Here is a 19602-nt window from a genome sequence, read left to right as displayed (position 1 = left end):
TAAGCAATAACTGTTTTATGCTTAATTTATAATTCATAATAACAAGTGAATAGTTAGTAATACAAAATTATATAATTTTTCATCAATTTAATCAATAAAATTTGTCTTTTTTTAATAATTTGATACTGATTCTGAGTATAACATAAAAAATTTAATCTCATTCCATATTTTTTTCCTAGTTTTGTCTTTCTAATTATTAACTATGGCTGAATATAAACTTATATTACCTCCTATGGGAGAAGGTATAATGGAAGCTACAATTACCGGATGGGTTAAGAATGAAGGAGATTATGTAGAAGAGGATGAAACTATTGTTGAAATTGCGACAGATAAGGTCGATTCAGATGTCCCTTCCTCCATTTCGGGAAAACTACTAAAAAAGCTCAAAGAAGTAAATGATATTTGCAAAATTGGAGAAGCTTTTGCTATATTAGAAATTGAAGATGCTGATGAAAAATCATCTGCTGTTTCTAAAACCGAAATATCTTTAAATCAGGATGATACTTTAACAATCAATACATCTATAAATGTACCTAATATAACAGCTGAATTAGAAAAACCTTTGGTTTCAAATTCTGAACTACATAACAGTAATGCTTCTAAAAGTACGTATTATTCACCCTTAATTAGATCTATTTGTAAAAAAGAAAATATTTCTCAATCGGAATTAGATTTATTACAAGGTACTGGATTAAACGGTAGAATTACAAAAGAAGATATCCTTTCCTATTTAAAAAGTAGAAATCTTTCCGCTACCATAAAAGTATCACCTATACTGGAACCGGTTCATAATAGCCCTAAAGTATCAGAAAATACATCTGATACCTCTATATTAAATTCTTCTCCTTCCATATCGGATGGTGATGAAATCATAGAAATGGATCGAATGCGTAAGCTTATTTCTAAAAATATGCTGCAAAGCAGACAAATTTCGGCTCATGTTACTTCATTTGTTGAAGCAGATGTTACCAATATAGTACTTTGGAGAAATAAAAATAAAGATTCTTTCTTCAAAAATGAAGGAGTAAAGCTCACTTTTATGCCTATGTTTATTCAGGCAATTGTTAAAGCAATAAAAGATTTTCCTATGATTAATATCTCCGTAGATGGGGATAGAATTATAAAAAGGAAAAATATTAATATAGGTATAGCAACTGCTGTTCCTAATGGCAATTTAATTGTTCCAGTTATAAAAAATGCAGATCAGTTGAGTTTATCCGGGCTTGCAAGATCAATAAATGATTTAGCAAATCGTGCAAGAAATAATCAGCTAAAACCGGAAGATACCAATTGTGGAACGTATACTTTGAGTAATATTGGAAGTTTTGGAAACCTTGCAGGAACGCCGATCATCAACCAACCTCAAGTTGCTATTATGGCTGTTGGATCGATTGTTAAAAAACCGGCAGTTATTGAAACTCCACAAGGAGACATGATAGGTATACGCCATATGATGATTATCTCACATACCTATGATCACAGGGTCATAGATGGAGCTTTAGGAGGTGCTTTTGCTAAAAAGGTTTCTGATTATTTAGAAAAATTTGATTCTAATACAAAATTTTAAAGTTGAAATATATTTAAAAAATTAATTGTAGCTTGTGAACATTCATTCAATACAATATTATATACTGCTAATTATATTTAGTTGCCTTTTGAGCAGTTGCGATAAGAAACAAACAATAAAAGCTTCTACCCAAACTGATTCTTTATCAGTATCTTCTTCAATTAGGGATACTTTACCTAAGAAATTTATCGGTACTTATCAAGGAAGTATTTCATGTGATGATTGCGAATTTGTGGTACTGACTTTAGATCAAAGTAATACGTATAAGTTAAAAATTCAACTTTTTACTGACGAAGATTCTAAAGGATCAATTATTTATGAACAAGGTAATTTCAATTGGGATAGAAAAAATTCAACGATAGCTTTAGATAAGTTTGGTTTTAAATTTAAAGCTTTTGAAAAAAAACTGTACTATCTTGACAATACAGGTCAATACGATACCGAAGAATATTTAATTAAACAATAATCTATATAAATAATCAAGTAAGTTTAATATTACTTGATTATTTCATTCTCAATAAATTTTGTCGATTTTTTGAAATAAATATTTAAAATTCTAAATCATAATTAGAGATAGATAAACTTATTAAAATATTTTTTTCATTAAAGTAAAAAGTAGTATAAATTTTATCTGACACTACTTTATATGTAGGTTGTTTCGTATTTTTAAATTTTATTAAACGCTTAGCATATATTTTTTCAATGGAACTTAGAGAAGATTGATGTAAGACAATTGAATTTGATAATTCCACTGAATTGGTTCCTCCATAATTGAAACTAACCAATGAAATTTTATCATTACTTCCTAATCGCCCGCCCCCATCTGATATTGCACTAATTTGAAAACCATTCGTGAAATCCCAAGTATAAATGTTTCCTGAACCTTCGATGGGTTCTGCACCCGTATAAGTAGCTATAGTATTGATTGCCTCTATTTTTTGCGGTAATTTAAATCCTTTAGCAGTAAAAAATAATTCTTTAATTTTAGCCGCAGATTTGGGACCTAAAATAAGGCTTTTCTTTTTTAATTTAGTAGTTGTTATCCTATTGGTTTTATTTTGTGAAAACAGCTCTCCGCTGTTTAAAATCATTAGTAGAGTGAAAACGAATACAATTTTTTTCATTATAATTATTTTAGTATCTTACAATATATCTAATTTTTTTGGCTTTAAGATTACAATTTCAAACGATAACGTCTGTTTTAGCCTATTGTTTGAATCCATTAATTTATGGAACAAACATTTGTTTTATTTTATAAGTAAACTTTGAAAAAATAGAGGTAAAAAAATACTTGTTTTCCGTCTGATTAGTAGAGAAACTAATAAGAGCTACAAGATTATGATCATTATCGGCTAATTTTAAAAGCTTGATTATGATTTTTTCTTTATCTAAAGATGATAAAAACTTTATACATTTTAAATTTTCAATTATAATTTGCTTACGAACTTCTTTATCACTTTTTAATAGTAAGAAGTTGATATTTTCATCAGACAATAATTTTTCCAACCCTGAATATAACGCATTTTTACTTATTTTATTAATGCCTCTATCATAAATAAATTTACGAATATCCTGAAACTTTTTTAAAAAAATATAAGGTGTAATGGGTTGAGAATAAGAAGATATTTTTTTTCTGTACCTTACGTCATAATTTTTACGAAATTCTTCATTAGATAAAATATGATATGCTTCGTTAATATCTATAAAAAGCTTTTCATTATCTTTATTATTTAAATTCCTGTCCGGATGATATTTTAGAGCTAATCTTCTATAAGATTTTTTAATTTCCTTATGCGATGCAGTCGGATCGACTTCTAATATAGTATAAAAATCTTTCATTATTTAAGGCTACAACCAGTATTAAAAAGAACATTCGGCACAAATATAAGCTATTTAAAATACATTTACACCGATTGATAAACATTTAAACGAAAAAAGACTATTTAAAAATAGTCTTTTTATAGGATATAAGATAGTTATAATCACTACGATTCACAGCTACTGCAATTAACTAAATTAACCACCAACTCTTTGGCCACACTTTGACTTCTTTGATAATAAAGAGTTTTAATACCTAATTTCCAAGCTTCTATTAATAATCGGTTTACCTCTTTTACCGGAAGTTCAGCAGGTATATTTAAATTCAAAGACTGGGATTGGTCCACATATTTTTGTCTTATAGAGGCTTGTTGAACAATTTCCAATTGACTGATCTCTTTAAAAGTTTTGAAAACTTGTTTTTCTTCGTATGATAAATCTTTTAAATGCTGTACACTTCCACCATTTAGCATAATACTTCTCCAAGTGTCTTCATTATTAATATTTTTCTCCGTAAGAAGCATATCCAAATACTTATTTTTACGCATGAAATTACCTTTAGAAAGACCCGCTTTGTAATAATTGGAACTGAACGGCTCAATCCCCGGCGAGGTTTGACCTAAGATCGCAGAAGATGAAGTGGTTGGCGCAATAGCCAATAAAGTAGAATTTCTTCTTCCGTAACCTTTTAATAATTCTGGTTCTCCGTAAATTCTGGCTAAATCTTCAGTTGCTTTATTGGATTTATCCTGCAAATATTTAAAAATCTCAACGGTTTTTTGTTTAGCAACCATTCCTTCAAAAGGAATCATGTTTTTTTGCAAATAAGAATGCCATCCTAAAACTCCCAAGCCTAGTGCTCTGTGCTTTTTAGCAAATTTATTTGCGGGTGACAAGTAATAATTACCTTCTGTTTTTACAATAAATTCCTGTAAAACGGCATCCAAAAAGAATACGGCTAATTTTACTGCTTCCGTGTCTTTCCATTCATCATATAATTCCAAGTTCATGGATGAAAGACAACATATAAAAGATTCTTCTTCTGTGGAAGGAAGCATAATTTCTGAACAAAGATTAGAAGCATGGATAACCATTCCTTTATCTTTGTATACTTGTGGTTTATTTTTATTAATATTATCAGTAAAGAATATATAAGGTAAACCTTTTTGTTGACGACTTTCTAAAACTTTAGCCCAAATTTTTCTTTTATCAATATCCCCGTCAATCATTTCCTGCATCCAATAATCAGGAACGCATATACCGAAAAATAAATTTTGAATCGGATTTCCTATATCGCGTATGGATAAAAATTCTTCAATATCGGGATGATCAATATCCAAATAAGCAGCAAAAGCTCCCCTTCTCACTCCCCCTTGAGATATGGTATCCATGGCAGTGTCAAATAATTTCATGAAACTTACCGCTCCACTACTTTTGCCATTATCCGAAACCGCTGATCCTCTTTCTCTTAAAGCTCCAAAATAACCGGAAGTACCTCCGCCAATTTTGGTCTGCATGATTACTTCTCCTAATTTATGAGTTATTCCTTCTATACTGTCAGGAATATGAACATTGAAACATGATATAGGCAATCCTCTTTCTGTTCCCATATTTGCCCAAATAGGTGAGCTTAAACTCATCCAGCCCCTTTCAATCATTTCCTGAAAAGCTTCTTTTAGTTCAGGTTTGTATAATCGTTGAGCGGCAGCGTAAGTAATACGATCAATTGCTCCTTCAACCGTCTCTCCCTTTAGAAGATACCCCCTATTTAATATTTGTTCACTTTCCGAATTTTTCCACCAAAGTTTTTCGCTCATAATATATATTAATCTAATCTTTTAACCATTAATTCTAATTTACCTTTTAATCCGGTTTCATTATTTACTGCCATTCTTCTTAAAAAATACCCGTTATCTTTTCCTTCTTCATCAATAAAAGGCATTTCATATATTTCAGATAAAGAAAATGTTCGAAGATATCCTGAAATTATTTCTACTAACTCCTCCCATATTTCTATATGACGATCTCTGTCTTCTAATTTGGTAGCAATTTCTCTTTCGATGGTTGCATTAAAATCAAGATATATAAAATTGGCTTTAATTAAATAAAAATCTCCCATTTAAAATAAATCGTTTTCAGTTATACTTTTATCATATTTGGTATATTCGGTAGGTCTTTTCGCAAAAAAGTCGTCCAAACTATTGGCAAATACTTCCTCTTCAAACCATGCCATAGGTTTATATTGCTCTGGTGTAACATGATACAACCGTTCCATTCCTATTTGTTGTAAGCTTTCATCTACCCTGAATTTCATAAAGTTTAGAAGATTTTCTTTTTCAATTGAGTTTACTTCTCCTTTCTCAAATATCCAATCTAATATTTTACCTTCAATGATGATTGAATTCTTAACGGTATCTTGAATGTGCTTAATGGTATCTTCATCAAAAAAGTCGGGATATTCTTCTTTAATTTTATTAACTAAATAGATTCCCGCATTGGCATGAATTTGCTCATCTACCGAAGTCCAACCAATGATATTGCTAACATTTTTCATCAGACCTTTAAATCTTGTAAATGATAAGATTATGGCAAATTGACTGAATAAAGATACATTTTCGATAAGAATAGTAAATAAAATAAGTGATACTACGTATTTTTTTCGGTCATCGGATTTAGCATATTTTAATGCATTATCTAAGTATTCCACTCTTTCCCTGATAACAGGAATTTCCAACAACTTTTCGAATTCATTATTATATCCCAAAACCTCCAACAATCTTGAGTAAGCTTCTGAATGTCTAAATTCACATTCCGCAAACGTACTTCCTAATCCATTGAACTCCGGCTTTGGAAAATGCTGATATATATTTCCCCAAAAACTTTTTACAGCGACCTCAATTTGGGCAATTGCTAATAAACTGTTTTTGATTGAATTTCGCTCTCTGTCTTCTAAATGCGAATGAAAATCCTGTATATCGGCAGTAAAATCTACTTCTGAGTGTACCCAATAGGCATGATTGATTGCCTCTGTAAATTGTAAAATTTCAGGGTATTCAAAAGGCTTGTAATTAATTCTTCTATCAAATATTGACATAATCCTTAATTTATTTTTCTTTTTTTAATAATTTTTACTTTATTTTTAAAAGACAGAAAATTCTTTATAAGAGCCGGTCTCGTGTATAATTTTTAACGTATACAAACTCTTATATTCAAATTTTATAATCTTATGATTTTTATAATTAACTTTCTTTCAATTAATTAATTCTTTTGTTTTAGGCACTTACTATGTATTTAAAATTAAAAATATTTAACATACTTGCCCCTAGAGAATTTCAAAAGATATTAAGAAGTTATAAACACACAATTTTATTTTGAATTGAAAAAACAAGTTTTTTAATTCCTCGAATCAGTTCCCCATTTTAATTTTTCCCGAAGATTTTTAAAATAAGAATAATTATTATACTTGACTATTTTTATTTTAAATGGTGCTTTTTTTATGATTATTTCATCGTCTATTCCTACCGTATTATACCGTGAATCCAGACATAAAGAATATTTTTCCGATCTACTATGAACTTTCAACCGTATTTCTACATCATCTTTTAAAATTAATGGTCTTACATTTAAATTGTGCGGACAGATTGGAGTGATAACCACTATATCGGCTTTAGGATAAATGATGGGACCTCCACAACTTAATGAATAGCCCGTTGAACCGGTAGGAGTTGATATAATTAAACCATCTGCCCAAAAGGTATTCAGAAATATATTATCTACATAGGCATCTATGGTTATCATTGAGGTTGTATCCTTACGCATTACTGCTGCTTCATTTATGGCATAAGGCAAGAATTTATGAAAATTACTTTTCACTTCTAATACGGAACGTTCACTTATAGTGCAATTACCATCTAAAATATGGGGCAATTCCTTCAAAAATTCATTTTTCTGAAATGTGGCTAAAAATCCTAATCTTCCTGTATTGATTCCCACAATCGGAATATTAGATCCTTTAATATAAGCAACAGTAGACAAAATAGTTCCATCACCGCCAAAGGTAAATAATAATTTGGTTTCTTTAGGAAGCCCTTTCTTTTTAGTGAAAGGAATAAAACCGGGATTTTTTAATCCTAACATTTCTTCTAATTCCTTCACGTAGGATTCATATACATAAATGGTTATACCTTTTTTTTCTAATTGTTGAAAAAAAGCCGCATAAAGTTCATAATCTTCTTTGTGAACTACTTTTCCATATACACCTACTATCATTGAATTATAATTAATTTATACTTCCATAAATTTTTGCAATTGATCAAATCTCTCTTTTAAAAGCTCTTGCTTGGAATCTTCAAAGTATTTGTTGGAAATTTGATATCCAAATCTCTCAAAAGTATCTCCAATGGAACTTATATTTTCTGCACTAATTTTAAGTACTATTTGAGTTGAGTCTTCATCGGTATTGACTAATAACATCCCTAATATCCTTCCATTATTGCTTTCTACAATATTTGCTATTTCACTGGTAGAATATTTTTTTATAGGAGTCGTAATGATCATATAAACTCCATATTCGGTAGTAAACTGAAAGGAGGCCAATTCATCAATAACTGTTTCTTCTAATACTACTCCTAAAAATTTTTCTTGGTAGGATAAGATTGGGATTATATTAGTTTCATTTTCGCTAAAAACGCGTAAGGAATCAAAAAGTATAGCACTATCAAGTAGATAGAATTGTTCTAAATCTAAAAGATGATCTTTTAATGATTCTGATTTATCTAAATCTCTAATGATATTTAACCCTATATTTCCTTTTACTCTTCCTTTACTTATAACAGGATAATGGCTAACTCCCAGATCAATCATTAATTGCTCTGCTCTTGCAACGCTGTCATTTTCATAGAGAGTTAATACATCATTTGAAATATAATTGGTAATTATCATTATGCTAAGATATAATAAGATTTTTGAGTAACCAAAATTTTAAAATTTTGTTCATCTCTTTTTAATTATTTTTTTAAGCACCTCTGTATAAGATAGTTTAATAAGATTTTTTATAAAATCATCCGTTAAATTTCCATTCATAAAAACTGTATTCCAATACTTTTTATTCATGTGATATCCGGGTTGTATTTCCGAATAATTTTCCCTTAACTCCAATGAATATTCTGCCTCACATTTTAAAATTATTTTAAAATCCGGATCATATAGATTAGTTAATGCAAACATCTTACCCTTTACTTTAAAAACTAAAGTTTTTTCATCAAAAGGAAAACATTCTTCCACATCTGTAAATTGTAAACAATACTCTCTAAATTCTTCAATATTCATAGATTGATTAGCTTAAATTTTAAAAATTTTAAATTTAAGATAAAAAATTAGATTATAAGATTTCATATTAGTACATTTGAATGAAATGCTATAAATTAGTTATCATATGAAAAAAATATTTTTTATAGTTTATTATATTTTGATAAGTTTATCTCTTTATTCACAAAAAACATTTTTAATTAAACATTTTGATTCTGATTTTTATGCAAAACAGTGGGCCGGCTTTTATTTATATGATCCTGTGCAAAAAAAGGAAATTTTTAATTATAATGGTAATAAGTATTTTATTCCGGCATCCAATGTAAAAATTTTTACCTTATATACCGGATTGAAATTAATTTCTGATTCTATACCTTCCCTAAAATATGTTTCCAAAAATGACACGCTTTATATTTGTGGAACAGGAGATCCAACTCTATTGGAACCCTATTTTAAACAAAATAAAGTAATTGAATTTTTAAAAAATCGAAAAGAAACTATAGCTTTATTTACAAAAAATTTTGATGATACTATCTACGGCCCTGGTTGGTCTTGGGAAGATTATAAAGAATATTTTTCACCTGAACGCACTTCTTTTCCTATGTACGGAAATTTAGTAACTATTTCTTCACCAACTCAAGTATATCCCTCTTATTTTATAAATGATGTACTATTGGACCATAAAGAAATTGTAAGAGATTTAAGAAAAAATAAGTTTCATTACTCCGATAATAAAAAAATGGAGATACCCTTTATTACTTCCGATTCGTTAACTAAAATACTTTTAGAAAGAGAACTAAAAAAATCCGTTTATTTAACCAAAAAATTTCCTGTTGAAAAACCTTCCTATTTATATAGCATACCCGGCGACAGTTTATACAGGAGAATGATGGTTGTAAGTGATAACTTTTTAGCAGAACAAATTCTTCTGATGGGAAGTCTTTCCATTTCAGATAAACTTAACAGTTCCTCTGCAATACATCATATGTTGTCTTCTTATTTAAAAGATTTGCCACAAAAACCCAGATGGGTTGATGGATCCGGTCTTTCCAGATATAATAATTTTACTCCTAAAGATATGGTTTATGTTTTAACTAAGCTCTATGAAGAAATCCCGTATAAAAGATTAATTTCTTTATTTCCGGCAGGAGGTGTTAGTGGAACTTTAAAAAATAATTATAAAGGGAATCCGCCGTATATATTTGCAAAAACAGGAGGAATGAAAGGAATATCAAACCTGAGCGGATATTTAGAGACCAAATCGGGAAAAGTATTGATATTTAGCTTTATGAATAACAATTTCCAAGATCCATCCGGAGAAATAAAGAAACAGATGGAAGAAGTATTGGTACATGTGAGAGATTTTTATTAATCAATGTTTTACAGCACATGTGGATATTTGCGTAGGAATATTTCTGCTAAATTCAATTCCAAATCCAAGTTCTCCGTAATCATTCCTCCCCCATCCCCATAAGCTCCCATCTTCTTTGATGCCTATACTATGCTCAAAACCGGCGGAAACTGTTTTCCATTGGGAATGATCCAATAATACAGGGAGATTTTTATTAACTTGGGTTCCGTCTCCTACTTGTCCGCTATTATTCTTTCCCCATCCCCAAAGTGAACCGTCTTCTTGTATGCCTAAGGAATGGTATTCTCCTGCAGCAACCATTTTCCATTTAGAATGACCGATACGAACAGGAAAATCTTTATCCCGATTGGATTTATCACCTAATTGGCCAAATTCATTATATCCCCAAGCCCAAAGGCTACCATCTGCTTGAATTCCTAAAGTATAGTCAAATCCGGACGTAATGTATTTCCATTTACTGTAACCAATTCGTACAGGAATTGTAGAATATTTAAATTGGTCAGTCCCTAACTGACCGTCTTCATTATTACCCCACCCCCACAATGTCCCGTCTTCCTGTATTCCCATACTATAATTAAAACCGGCCGTTATAAACTTCCATCTTGCATTTCCTATTTTAATTGGTTTATTTTTATCGTCGGTGGTGCCATCTCCTAACTGACCTTCTTCGTTGCTTCCCCATGCCCATAAAGAACCGTTTTCTTTTATAGCTAATGAGTGATATTCTCCGGCGGAAACACTTTTCCAATTGGAATGATCAATTTGAACCGGATAAATTTTAGTAAAATTTGTACTATTACCCAGCTGACCGTTTTCATTCAGCCCCCAGCCCCATAAGGAACCATCTGATTTTATACCTAATGAATGATTGTAACCGGAATACACTAATTTCCATTTTTTGGAAGGATCCACTTCGGTAGGAAGGGATTTGTTTTGGTCGGAGCCGTCACCTAACTGTCGTTTATCATTTTTTCCCCAGCCCCATAAGGTGCCATTATTTTGTATACCTAAACTGTAATAATTTTTTACTGAAATTAATTTCCAGCAAGCATTAATTTGTCCATTTACATCAATAACATTTATACCTGCAAATGCCAAAACTATACAAATAAATTTCATACAACTTTTGCTTCCCTGTTTTTAAGCGTACGTAACGGTAAATATAAATTTCTCAATCAGTAATTGAGATTTACTTATCAAAATAAATTTATATTATAAACAAAAGTTGTATGTTATTTATTGTTATATAAACAATTTTTTTATTTTATATCTTTATTTTTTACTTTAAAGTGAGCTTCTAAATCAATTTCTCCACCTAATAAAGCTGCAGAAGTGGCTTCAGGGTCTTTTTTTGCCGGTTGATGAAGTAAATAAATATATACCGTTGAAAAAGCTTGATCCTCTACGGTCCAGACCGTATGATGTCCTAACTTTCTGCCTAATGTATCAATATTATCATGATCAGCATAGGTAATGCTTAACCCTTTAGAATTAACCTTCTGATAAAATACAAAATGGTCATCGGCATCTTCAATAAAAATTTCATCGGTCACATCGTGTAAATGATTTTCATGTTGTGAATAAAATTTTATTTCAACATTATACGTTCCTGCGGGTAAGCTGATATCCGTAATCGGTATTTCGGTGCTTCCTTCCGGTACTTCGTAAACATATTCTCGAATTAAATTTGGGTCTGAACTATTTCTAAATTGCAATATCACCTTTGACATTTCATCGTGATCGTGTTCCGGTAGAGAATTTAAAATGTCATCTCTGTCATGGGAAGAACAAGAAAAAATAGTAACTAAAAGTAAGGTTAACGGTAACCAAAAGATTAAATTTTTAATTTTCATATATGTATTGTATATTTTTAAAAGTTAAATTGTATTTTTAATAAAAAGCTTCTTCCGCTTTCGTCCGTATAATAACGCAACCGATTCATATAATCTCTGTATGCGGTGTCAAAAATATTTTTTACACCTAATGAAATATTCATCGTGTGTATAGTTGTAATATCGAATGAAAAACCGGTAATAAAATCAAAGAGCTGATAAGCAGCAGGAGGAGAACTAATATCTAATGTTTCCGAAACCACTGCTCCATTTTTCACTATGTCAATTTCAAAATTATAATTAGGAAAGTGCGTTTGCTTAAACACCGAAGTGGAAGTAAGTTTTGCAAAATAATTTCTCCATTTTTTATTTTTATATTCTATTGAATTGATACATTGCAAAGGAGGCATGGAAATTAAGGACGTTTTATTTTTTATATCTTTTCCTCTCAAATAAGAAAAATTAGTAGAAAATTTCAATGGTCCCAATATTTGATAATCAGCCATTACATCGATACCGTAAATTTTAGCATTGGTTTGTTTATATTGCCAAACCGGAAATGCTCCTCTAATAGTATATTCTGCATTTACAGGAATAGAGTTTATAAAGTCGTTTATATAATTATAATAAGCCGTTAATTCAAAAGTTAGCTTATTATCCAATCCAAACCCTTTATATGTCGTCATGAACTTATTAGACTTCTCATTTTTTAAGTCTAAATCTCCCAATTCAATAGCTGCGGCTGAATGATGCAATCCGTCGCTAAATAATTCACTTGGGTTGGGTGCTCGACTACTTAATGAATAATTGAATGTAATTTCATCAAACTTTCCCAACTTTAATTTTAAGCCTAAAGTAGATGCAAAACCGTTATAGGTAAGAATCGGATTTACCAAATAATTGAGACCGGTATCTTTAAGTATTTTTTTTGAATATTTTTTATCGTAACCCAAAGATACCCATCGGCTTTTTTTATAAAATTTTAAAGCATCTATTTTTTGATGATCAAATCGTATTCCTCCTTCGATTAGTAATTTTTTACTAATATTAAAATATTCAATCCAATAGAAGGAATAATTATTTTTTTCATAAAAGGGGATTAATGGACTTACGCCGGTACCAGCATTTGGAAAATTTTCTTGATAAGAATAGCCGCTTCCTAATTTTGTTTTAAGTTTAGTATAGGCAGTCGATTCGTAATCTAAATTGAGAGTATGTGTAGTTAAATCCAAATTGAGAGACGCCTTGTCGGCAAGTTCGCTTCTTCTGATATCATATTCTTTCCGATTATTAAATTGATATCCGTACACTAAACTTAATTTACCGAAATTAAAATTATAATGAGTATTGAATTTAAATAAATTATGCTGAATTTTCTGTTTGGGCGCATCTATTTTCATCGTAAAATCATCAATAACTAAGGGTTGTTTATTATTGATGGCATTTAAAAGATTTTCCAGGTTACCTACATGCGCTGCTTTTAAAATACCAGTGTCTGAACCGAAATAACTATAGAATAATTCTATGCCGTAATTTCTTTGATTTTTACCTACTTGAATTGAAAAATCATTTTCTTTAAGCCCCGTATTAGACATAATATAATTAGGCGCTGATAGATCTCCGGATCTTTTATAAGTACCTTGTAAGCGCATAGCCCATCCTTTTTTCCATCCTTTTTCAATTTGAGCTGTAGTATTTCCTCCTTTGCCGTTGGAAACATAGGAAGTTATAAGACTTCCCGTAAGAGTATCTTTTGTATATAATTTTTTTGGTTCAACCAATACGATACCCCCGGTAGCATCGCCCGCATATTGTAATGCTCCCGCTCCTTTAATGATTGAAATGGAATTGGCAACATTTAGGTCAATATCCGGAGCATGTTCAACACCCCATTGTTGATCTTCCTGCCTTATGGCATGATTAAATATGGGCACACGGCTGCTATGCAATCCATGAATAATAGGTTTAGCTATATTATTTCCCGTTTTTAATATACTCACTCCCGCAATCGAAGCTAATGCACTAGCTAAGTTTGTATCCGAAAATTCATTAATTTGATTTTTGGTTAATTTATTTTCTGTTGAAGTTTTAGTTTTTCCTAAAGATTTTCCAACAGTTACTATTTGTTGTAATTCTTTTTCTTTACGTTCTAATGAAATATCTTGATTTAAATTATTCTTTACTGTTATATCTAACGTTTGAGTAATATAGTCAGGATGTGAAAAGATAAGTCGATACATTCCTGGACAAACATTGGAAATAGTATATTCTCCGGATAAATCGGTTATTGTTATGGATTCTTTTCCATTAGTTGCTATGAGCTGTATAGAACCGTTTTTTAATCCACGAGTGGAATATAAATCGTTAAGTTTACCTTTAATATGCAAGGTACATTGAGCATACGATTTTATATTCAATAAAATAAGAAACGTAAAAAAAACGTATATTGTCTTTTTCATAAAACAAATAATATAAGGTATGACTTAATTGAAAAAAAGTTATATCCTTTAAAAAAGATATAAATACAGATCTTTTTTTCTAATTTTTATTAAAAAATCCGCATCATATTATTATTTTTATGAAAATTTAGGAGGTGGCCTGTTGAAATAATTAGATTTATTTATATTTTTATAAAATATAAAGGTATAAATATCTTCAGGGTGATTAATTATTTCAGAGTGATGAGGTAGTATAAATGTTGGGTCTTCCGCTACATCAAATAATTGATATTTTCCTAAATGAAAAATAGTATGACATTGTTGGCAATGATCATGACTAATTTTGTTTACTTTATGTTGTTCTAAGTGAATATATTCCTGTATAGAAAATATCTTAAATACGAATACTATCGAAAATAAAAGATAGATAATTCGTATTTTATTGGAATGAAGAAATTTCACTTTAGATTGTATAAATTATTTGGAAGCAAATTTAAATAAAAAAAATCTTTCATGAAGTTGAAAGATTTTTTATTTTATTATTTTTTGCTAACTACAGCTAATTTTTCTTTTTCTGTAATTTGTTTTTTTTCAAGTTCTTTGCCCAATTCAATAATGTAGTCATGCAAACTATCTTTTATTTGTGGATGGACTAAACCATATTGAATACTAGTTTTCATAAATCCGAATTTATCTCCTACATCATAACGGGTACCGCAAAAATTACGAGCAAACACTCTTTGAATTTTATTAAGTGTATCAATTGCGTCTGTTAATTGAATTTCACCACCTGCTCCGGGAGCTTGATTTTCCAAAATACTAAATATCTCAGGTGTCAATAAATATCTACCGATAATTGCCAGATCACTGGGCGCATCTTCGGGCTTAGGTTTCTCTACAAAGTTGAGCACATTATACAACCCTTTTTCTATTTCTCTTTCTGGAGCGATAATTCCATATTTTGAAGTTTCTTCATGGGGAACTTTCATTACAGCAATAGTAGAAGCATAGGTTTTTTCAAAATCCATAATTAATTGCTTTGTTAGTGGTATTTTATCTTCCATTATATCATCTCCTAACATTACCACAAAAGGCTCATTACCTACAAATGCTTTTGCTTGTAATACAGCATGTCCTAATCCTCTAGGATGAGACTGTCTAATAAAATGTAAATTTATATCAGTCGTTTCTTCAACGAGTTTTAATAATTCCGTTTTATGCTTTTCTCTAAGATTAGCTTCTAATTCAGGATTGGAATCAAAATGATCTTCTATAGGTCGTTTTCCTTTGCCGGTTACAATTAAGATATCTTCAATACCGGAGTTTATAGCCTCTTCTACTATGAATTGGATAGTAGGTTTATCTACAATAGGAAGCATTTCTTTAGCCAATGCTTTTGTAGCTGGTAAAAACCTGGTACCTAAGCCAGCAGCCGGAATAACGGCCTTTTTTACTTTTTTCATAATTTTATAAATAACGGTTAAAAATAGCTAGTTCAATAAAATATATAAATGATTTATTTATGTTTGTTAATTCATATTTTATTTTATACAAATATAGAAAAAATGAACTTCAATTTCTTTCAATGAACAATATTAAATTAATTATTTAAATAAAAAAACATTTTAAAAATTTAATTTTCTCGACGATAAAAATGATACAGAAAATCCTATAAATAATACAGTAATCAATACAATAAGATAGTTAGTAAGATCGAATTTAACCGGAAATGGCATAAAAGGATTTGCCATTACTAGTCCGAAATTAGATTGTAACCAAGTCAAAAAGGTTCCTAATACTATACCTATAACTACTCCAAACATGGTTATGATAATTCCAATGGTAAAAAATAATTTTTTTAATCCTGAAATACTATATCCTAAAGCAATAAGCGATTTTGATTGATATTTCTTATCCAATATAATAATAATAATAGCCCCCGCTAAATTAAATGAAGCAATTATAATTACTAAAATAAATATTAAATAAATAAACAATTGCTCTACTTTCATCATTTTTAAAAAAGAAGCATCTTGCTCTTGTCTATTTTGAATGATATAGTTCTTTCCCAGTTCGTCTTTTAATTGCTTTTGCAAGGATTTTACATTGTTCTTAACTTTTAATTCAATTGAAAAAGCACTATTAGGAGGTAAATTCAAAAGATTGCGTGATAACTGTATGGGTACAAAAATATAATTTTCGTATTGATCATTTAAAGCAAATACCCCCGTCATATGCACCGTTGCTTTTTTAAATGCATCATCCGTATTAGATATCAATTTTTTCCCCGGCTTAGGCATATATAAAGAAGCGTAATATTCTTTATCAATAGGAACACCCAGACGATAGGCTAAAGCATTACCAAAAGCTGCTTCATTATCGGAAGATGTGTTAGGAAATTTTCCCGCTTGAAAACAAGTATCGATTTTTACAACTTTCAAAAAATTTTCATCCACCCCTTTAAGATATGCTATTTCATCCTTTTCATAAAACAAGACATATACTTTCTCTTCTATGACTTTCGTAAATGCTTTAACTTCTGAATGAGAAGAAAGAATTTTTTCAACCCTTTCAATATCAGGCAAGGTTTTGCCTGTTGCCGGTAAAATTCTTAGATCCGGATTAACATCACTAAAAAGTTTAATATTAAAACTCTCTAATCCACTAAACACCGAAAGGATAACAAACATTGCACAGGTAGCAATCGCTATGGCCGTTAAAGAAGTATACATAATGATACTTACAGCTTGAGTGCTCTTTTTGGATATAAAATACCTGAAGGCTATGTACCAGGATAGATTTTTCACAAATTACAAAATAGGATTTTCATCTTTGCCTTTTAAAGCTTTCTCTATCTTTTCAACTGTATCTAAGGTTACATCAAGATAAAATATCAATTCGGGAACTTGCCTTACCTGTTTAGCAATTCTATTACCTAAAATTTTTCTAATTTTTGGATTAAGAATTTGTATTTCCTTCATTAAGGCCTCTCTGTACTCTTGCGGATAAATACTTAAATAGACTTTAGCCACTCCTAAATCTGAAGAAACTTTTACTTCGGTAACAGATATTAGTATTTTAGAATTCATCTCCGCTGATTGTTTCCTAAAAATTTCAGCTAACTCTTTTTGTAATAATTGATTTATTTTCTTTTGTCTATTGCTTTCCATAACTATTTTACAAATTTAGATAATTTTAAGTACTGCAAAAATTTTAATTTTATAATCTTATTTCTATTTAATTTTTAAAATTATTTTACTAACACTACATTATATCTATAATTTATATTAATTTGTAATTAATAATTTTCATTTTATACGTATGAATTTTTATAATATACTATATGTATTTTAGTAATTAATTATCAAAATAAATAAAGTCCTATTAAATTAAACGGTAAATTATAATTTATCCGAAAAATTTGAAACATTCAACAAATAAAAATTTCAGACGGATAAACTGTTTTTAACTAATATCTTAACAACTCGAAGATTTAATTATAAAATAGTATTATTTTTGCTTATATATATAATAATGTATAATTAATAGATAATAAATTAAAAATGAATTTGTACCAAGTAAATCACCAATCAATTTCCAATGAAATAATCAATCCCACAGCTATTGAAAAATTGCTAAATAAATTACTTGATTTAGTTTATGATCTGGGAATAAAGATTGTTACCTGCTTAGTGGTTTATTACCTGGGAAGGTTTTTAATAAAATGGATTGAAAAATTATTTCATAAATTTTTAGAAAGGAGAAAAATTGATCCTTCTGTCAAGTCATTTCTGGGAAGTTTATGTAATATTACTCTAACCATTTTGTTGGTTTTGTCCATAATTGGAATTTTAGGAATTCAAACCACCTCCTTTGCTGCATTAATTGCTTCTGCCGGTTTGGCTATTGGTATGGCAATGAAAGACAATCTTGGAAATTTTGCCGGAGGAGTCATGATTCTTTTTAACAAACCTATAAAAATTGGAGATCACATCTTAGCTCAAAATCAAGAAGGAGTGGTGCAATCCATTGGTATATTATATACAGTTTTAACCACCGGTGACAATAAAACCATATATATCCCTAACGGACCATTATCCACAGGATCCATACTTAATTTTTCAACGCAACCACAAAGAAGAATAGATATAACCATAGGGGTTGATTATGGAACTTCACTTCAAGATGTCAAAGACATTCTTAATGAAATTATCAGATCTAATACCTCCATACTTAAGTCTCCTGAACCTTTCATTGGATTATTAAAATTAAATGACAGCTCTATTGACTTTGTAATTAGGGTTTGGGTTGAATCATCCAACTATTGGCCTGTTTATTTCTTTCTTAATGAAAACATTTATGAGAAATTTACACATGCCAAAATTAATATACCATTCCCTCAGCTTACCGTGCATATGGCCAATGATAATTAATAGCTAAAACTAGCTTTTTAAAAATCTAGTTTCCCTTTAAACTAACTTAATTATTTTGAAAAATTTTACGAATGTCTTTAAAAATTTAAGTTAAAAATTTATTCATATTGTTAAAATAACTATATATTTGCACCGTCAAATATTTAGGTCAAATACATTTTGGCCCAGTATTTGATATTGTAAAACACGATTAATAAGCACACTTATTATATGGAAACTTATAAATTTAACAAACAATAATTTGCATTTTAGTAAGTATACATATTATATTTGCACTTTCAATTTTTGTTAACGAAAAAATATGCAAACTAATTATAAGGGATTTCTCCTAAATATCACCGATAGCGACAAAACAGGATTTCTGCTTTGGAAAGTAAATAATCTTTGGCAAAGAGAATTTAAAAAAAACTTTGAACACTTAGATTTGACACATAGCCAATTAGTATTGCTTTTATCTATTTTATGGGGAGAAACTAACCAAACTGAAGTAACTCAAAAAAGTCTTTCAGATAAAGCGGGTATTGATCCCATGACTACTTCTACCGTTTTACGAACTTTACAAAAAAAAGGCTTGATCAAAAGAAAATTTAATAAAAAAGATTCGAGAACTAAACTAATTTCATTAACAGAAGATGGAAAAACAATTATTAAAAATGCAACTAAGGTTATAAAAAAATTCAATACATCATTTTTTAGTTCATTAAAAGATCAACAAAACCAATTTCAACAAAATTTGGTAACTCTTTTAGATGATGACATCTATGCTGATGAAATTAAACAAACCTGTTGTAAAGAATACGTACTTAATAATAACAATAATTTAGAAAAATCATAA

20 protein-coding genes are annotated in these 19602 nt (G+C 29.6%); 5 read left to right on the top strand and 15 right to left on the bottom strand.

The genetic code is table 11. The features are described 5' to 3' along the window. Positions 1–202 precede the first annotated feature (202 nt). On the top strand, positions 203–1567 hold the full coding sequence (locus tag G8C43_RS01060; RefSeq protein WP_166003467.1) for a dihydrolipoamide acetyltransferase family protein: 1365 nt from the start codon (positions 203–205) through the stop codon (positions 1565–1567). 88 nt (positions 1568–1655) lie between these two features. Next, the gene (locus G8C43_RS01055) at positions 1656–2033 is read left to right on the top strand and encodes a copper resistance protein NlpE N-terminal domain-containing protein (RefSeq protein ID WP_166003464.1); all 378 of its coding nucleotides are present in this window, start codon (positions 1656–1658) and stop codon (positions 2031–2033) included. A gap of 82 nt (positions 2034–2115) precedes the next feature. Here the strand turns inward: G8C43_RS01055 and G8C43_RS01050 are convergent, their stop codons facing one another. The 8 genes from G8C43_RS01050 to G8C43_RS01015 all read right to left on the bottom strand — a co-directional run bounded on the left by G8C43_RS01050 (position 2116) and on the right by G8C43_RS01015 (position 8713). Continuing rightward, positions 2116–2691 carry a hypothetical protein gene (locus tag G8C43_RS01050; RefSeq protein WP_166003462.1) on the bottom strand — a complete coding sequence of 192 codons (576 nt, stop codon included), beginning with the start codon at positions 2689–2691 and terminating at the stop codon, positions 2116–2118. 103 nt (positions 2692–2794) lie between these two features. After that, complete coding sequence (locus tag G8C43_RS01045) at positions 2795–3406, bottom strand: J domain-containing protein (RefSeq protein WP_160542244.1); 612 nt, start codon at positions 3404–3406, stop codon at positions 2795–2797. A gap of 146 nt (positions 3407–3552) precedes the next feature. Beyond that, positions 3553–5202 (bottom strand): ribonucleoside-diphosphate reductase subunit alpha, encoded by a 1650-nt coding sequence (locus G8C43_RS01040; RefSeq protein WP_166003460.1) that lies wholly within the window; start codon positions 5200–5202, stop codon positions 3553–3555. 8 nt (positions 5203–5210) lie between these two features. After that, positions 5211–5504 carry a hypothetical protein gene (locus tag G8C43_RS01035; protein ID WP_160556529.1) on the bottom strand — a complete coding sequence of 98 codons (294 nt, stop codon included), beginning with the start codon at positions 5502–5504 and terminating at the stop codon, positions 5211–5213. Next, positions 5505–6479 carry a ribonucleotide-diphosphate reductase subunit beta gene (locus tag G8C43_RS01030; RefSeq protein ID WP_160542246.1) on the bottom strand — a complete coding sequence of 325 codons (975 nt, stop codon included), beginning with the start codon at positions 6477–6479 and terminating at the stop codon, positions 5505–5507. Positions 6480–6778: 299 nt separating this feature from the next. After that, positions 6779–7654: an NAD kinase gene (locus G8C43_RS01025; RefSeq protein WP_160542247.1), complete on the bottom strand. Its 876-nt coding sequence runs from the start codon at positions 7652–7654 to the stop codon at positions 6779–6781. 15 nt (positions 7655–7669) lie between these two features. Beyond that, on the bottom strand, positions 7670–8326 hold the full coding sequence (locus G8C43_RS01020) for a CBS domain-containing protein (protein ID WP_160542248.1): 657 nt from the start codon (positions 8324–8326) through the stop codon (positions 7670–7672). A 51-nt stretch (positions 8327–8377) separates the two neighbouring features. Beyond that, entirely contained in the window at positions 8378–8713 is a 336-nt protein-coding gene (locus tag G8C43_RS01015; protein ID WP_166003457.1) for an MmcQ/YjbR family DNA-binding protein, read from the bottom strand. Between the two features lie 106 nt (positions 8714–8819). On the opposite strand from G8C43_RS01015, the gene G8C43_RS01010 reads away from it, so the two are divergent. Beyond that, positions 8820–10064 carry a D-alanyl-D-alanine carboxypeptidase gene (locus G8C43_RS01010; protein WP_166003454.1) on the top strand — a complete coding sequence of 415 codons (1245 nt, stop codon included), beginning with the start codon at positions 8820–8822 and terminating at the stop codon, positions 10062–10064. Here G8C43_RS01010 and G8C43_RS01005 read toward each other — a convergent pair whose 3' ends face one another. The 7 genes from G8C43_RS01005 to rbfA form a co-directional block, all read right to left on the bottom strand. Then, on the bottom strand, positions 10065–11183 hold the full coding sequence (locus G8C43_RS01005) for an RCC1 domain-containing protein (RefSeq protein WP_166003451.1): 1119 nt from the start codon (positions 11181–11183) through the stop codon (positions 10065–10067). A 140-nt stretch (positions 11184–11323) separates the two neighbouring features. Further along, on the bottom strand, positions 11324–11917 hold the full coding sequence (locus G8C43_RS01000) for a hypothetical protein (protein ID WP_166003449.1): 594 nt from the start codon (positions 11915–11917) through the stop codon (positions 11324–11326). A 17-nt stretch (positions 11918–11934) separates the two neighbouring features. Continuing rightward, positions 11935–14355, bottom strand: coding sequence for a TonB-dependent receptor (locus G8C43_RS00995; RefSeq protein ID WP_166003447.1), 2421 nt, complete (start codon positions 14353–14355; stop codon positions 11935–11937). 117 nt (positions 14356–14472) lie between these two features. Beyond that, entirely contained in the window at positions 14473–14796 is a 324-nt protein-coding gene (locus G8C43_RS00990; protein ID WP_166003445.1) for a hypothetical protein, read from the bottom strand. A gap of 77 nt (positions 14797–14873) precedes the next feature. Then, the gene (galU, locus tag G8C43_RS00985) at positions 14874–15797 is read right to left on the bottom strand and encodes a UTP--glucose-1-phosphate uridylyltransferase GalU (protein WP_160542254.1); all 924 of its coding nucleotides are present in this window, start codon (positions 15795–15797) and stop codon (positions 14874–14876) included. Positions 15798–15959: 162 nt separating this feature from the next. After that, the gene (locus G8C43_RS00980) at positions 15960–17141 is read right to left on the bottom strand and encodes an ABC transporter permease (protein WP_160549983.1); all 1182 of its coding nucleotides are present in this window, start codon (positions 17139–17141) and stop codon (positions 15960–15962) included. A gap of 3 nt (positions 17142–17144) precedes the next feature. Beyond that, positions 17145–17504: a 30S ribosome-binding factor RbfA gene (gene rbfA / locus G8C43_RS00975; protein WP_160542256.1), complete on the bottom strand. Its 360-nt coding sequence runs from the start codon at positions 17502–17504 to the stop codon at positions 17145–17147. Between the two features lie 393 nt (positions 17505–17897). On the opposite strand from rbfA, the gene G8C43_RS00970 reads away from it, so the two are divergent. Both G8C43_RS00970 and G8C43_RS00965 read left to right on the top strand, forming a co-directional pair. Then, positions 17898–18767 carry a mechanosensitive ion channel family protein gene (locus tag G8C43_RS00970; protein WP_160542257.1) on the top strand — a complete coding sequence of 290 codons (870 nt, stop codon included), beginning with the start codon at positions 17898–17900 and terminating at the stop codon, positions 18765–18767. A gap of 301 nt (positions 18768–19068) precedes the next feature. Further along, positions 19069–19602 carry a MarR family winged helix-turn-helix transcriptional regulator gene (locus G8C43_RS00965; protein ID WP_105297421.1) on the top strand — a complete coding sequence of 178 codons (534 nt, stop codon included), beginning with the start codon at positions 19069–19071 and terminating at the stop codon, positions 19600–19602.

Origin of the sequence: Apibacter sp. B2966 (assembly GCF_011082485.1) — a bacterium.
Classification (GTDB): Bacteria; Bacteroidota; Bacteroidia; order Flavobacteriales; family Weeksellaceae; genus Apibacter.
The sequence above is the reverse complement of the archived record's forward strand: the minus strand, read 5'-3'. Positions and strand labels throughout refer to the sequence as shown.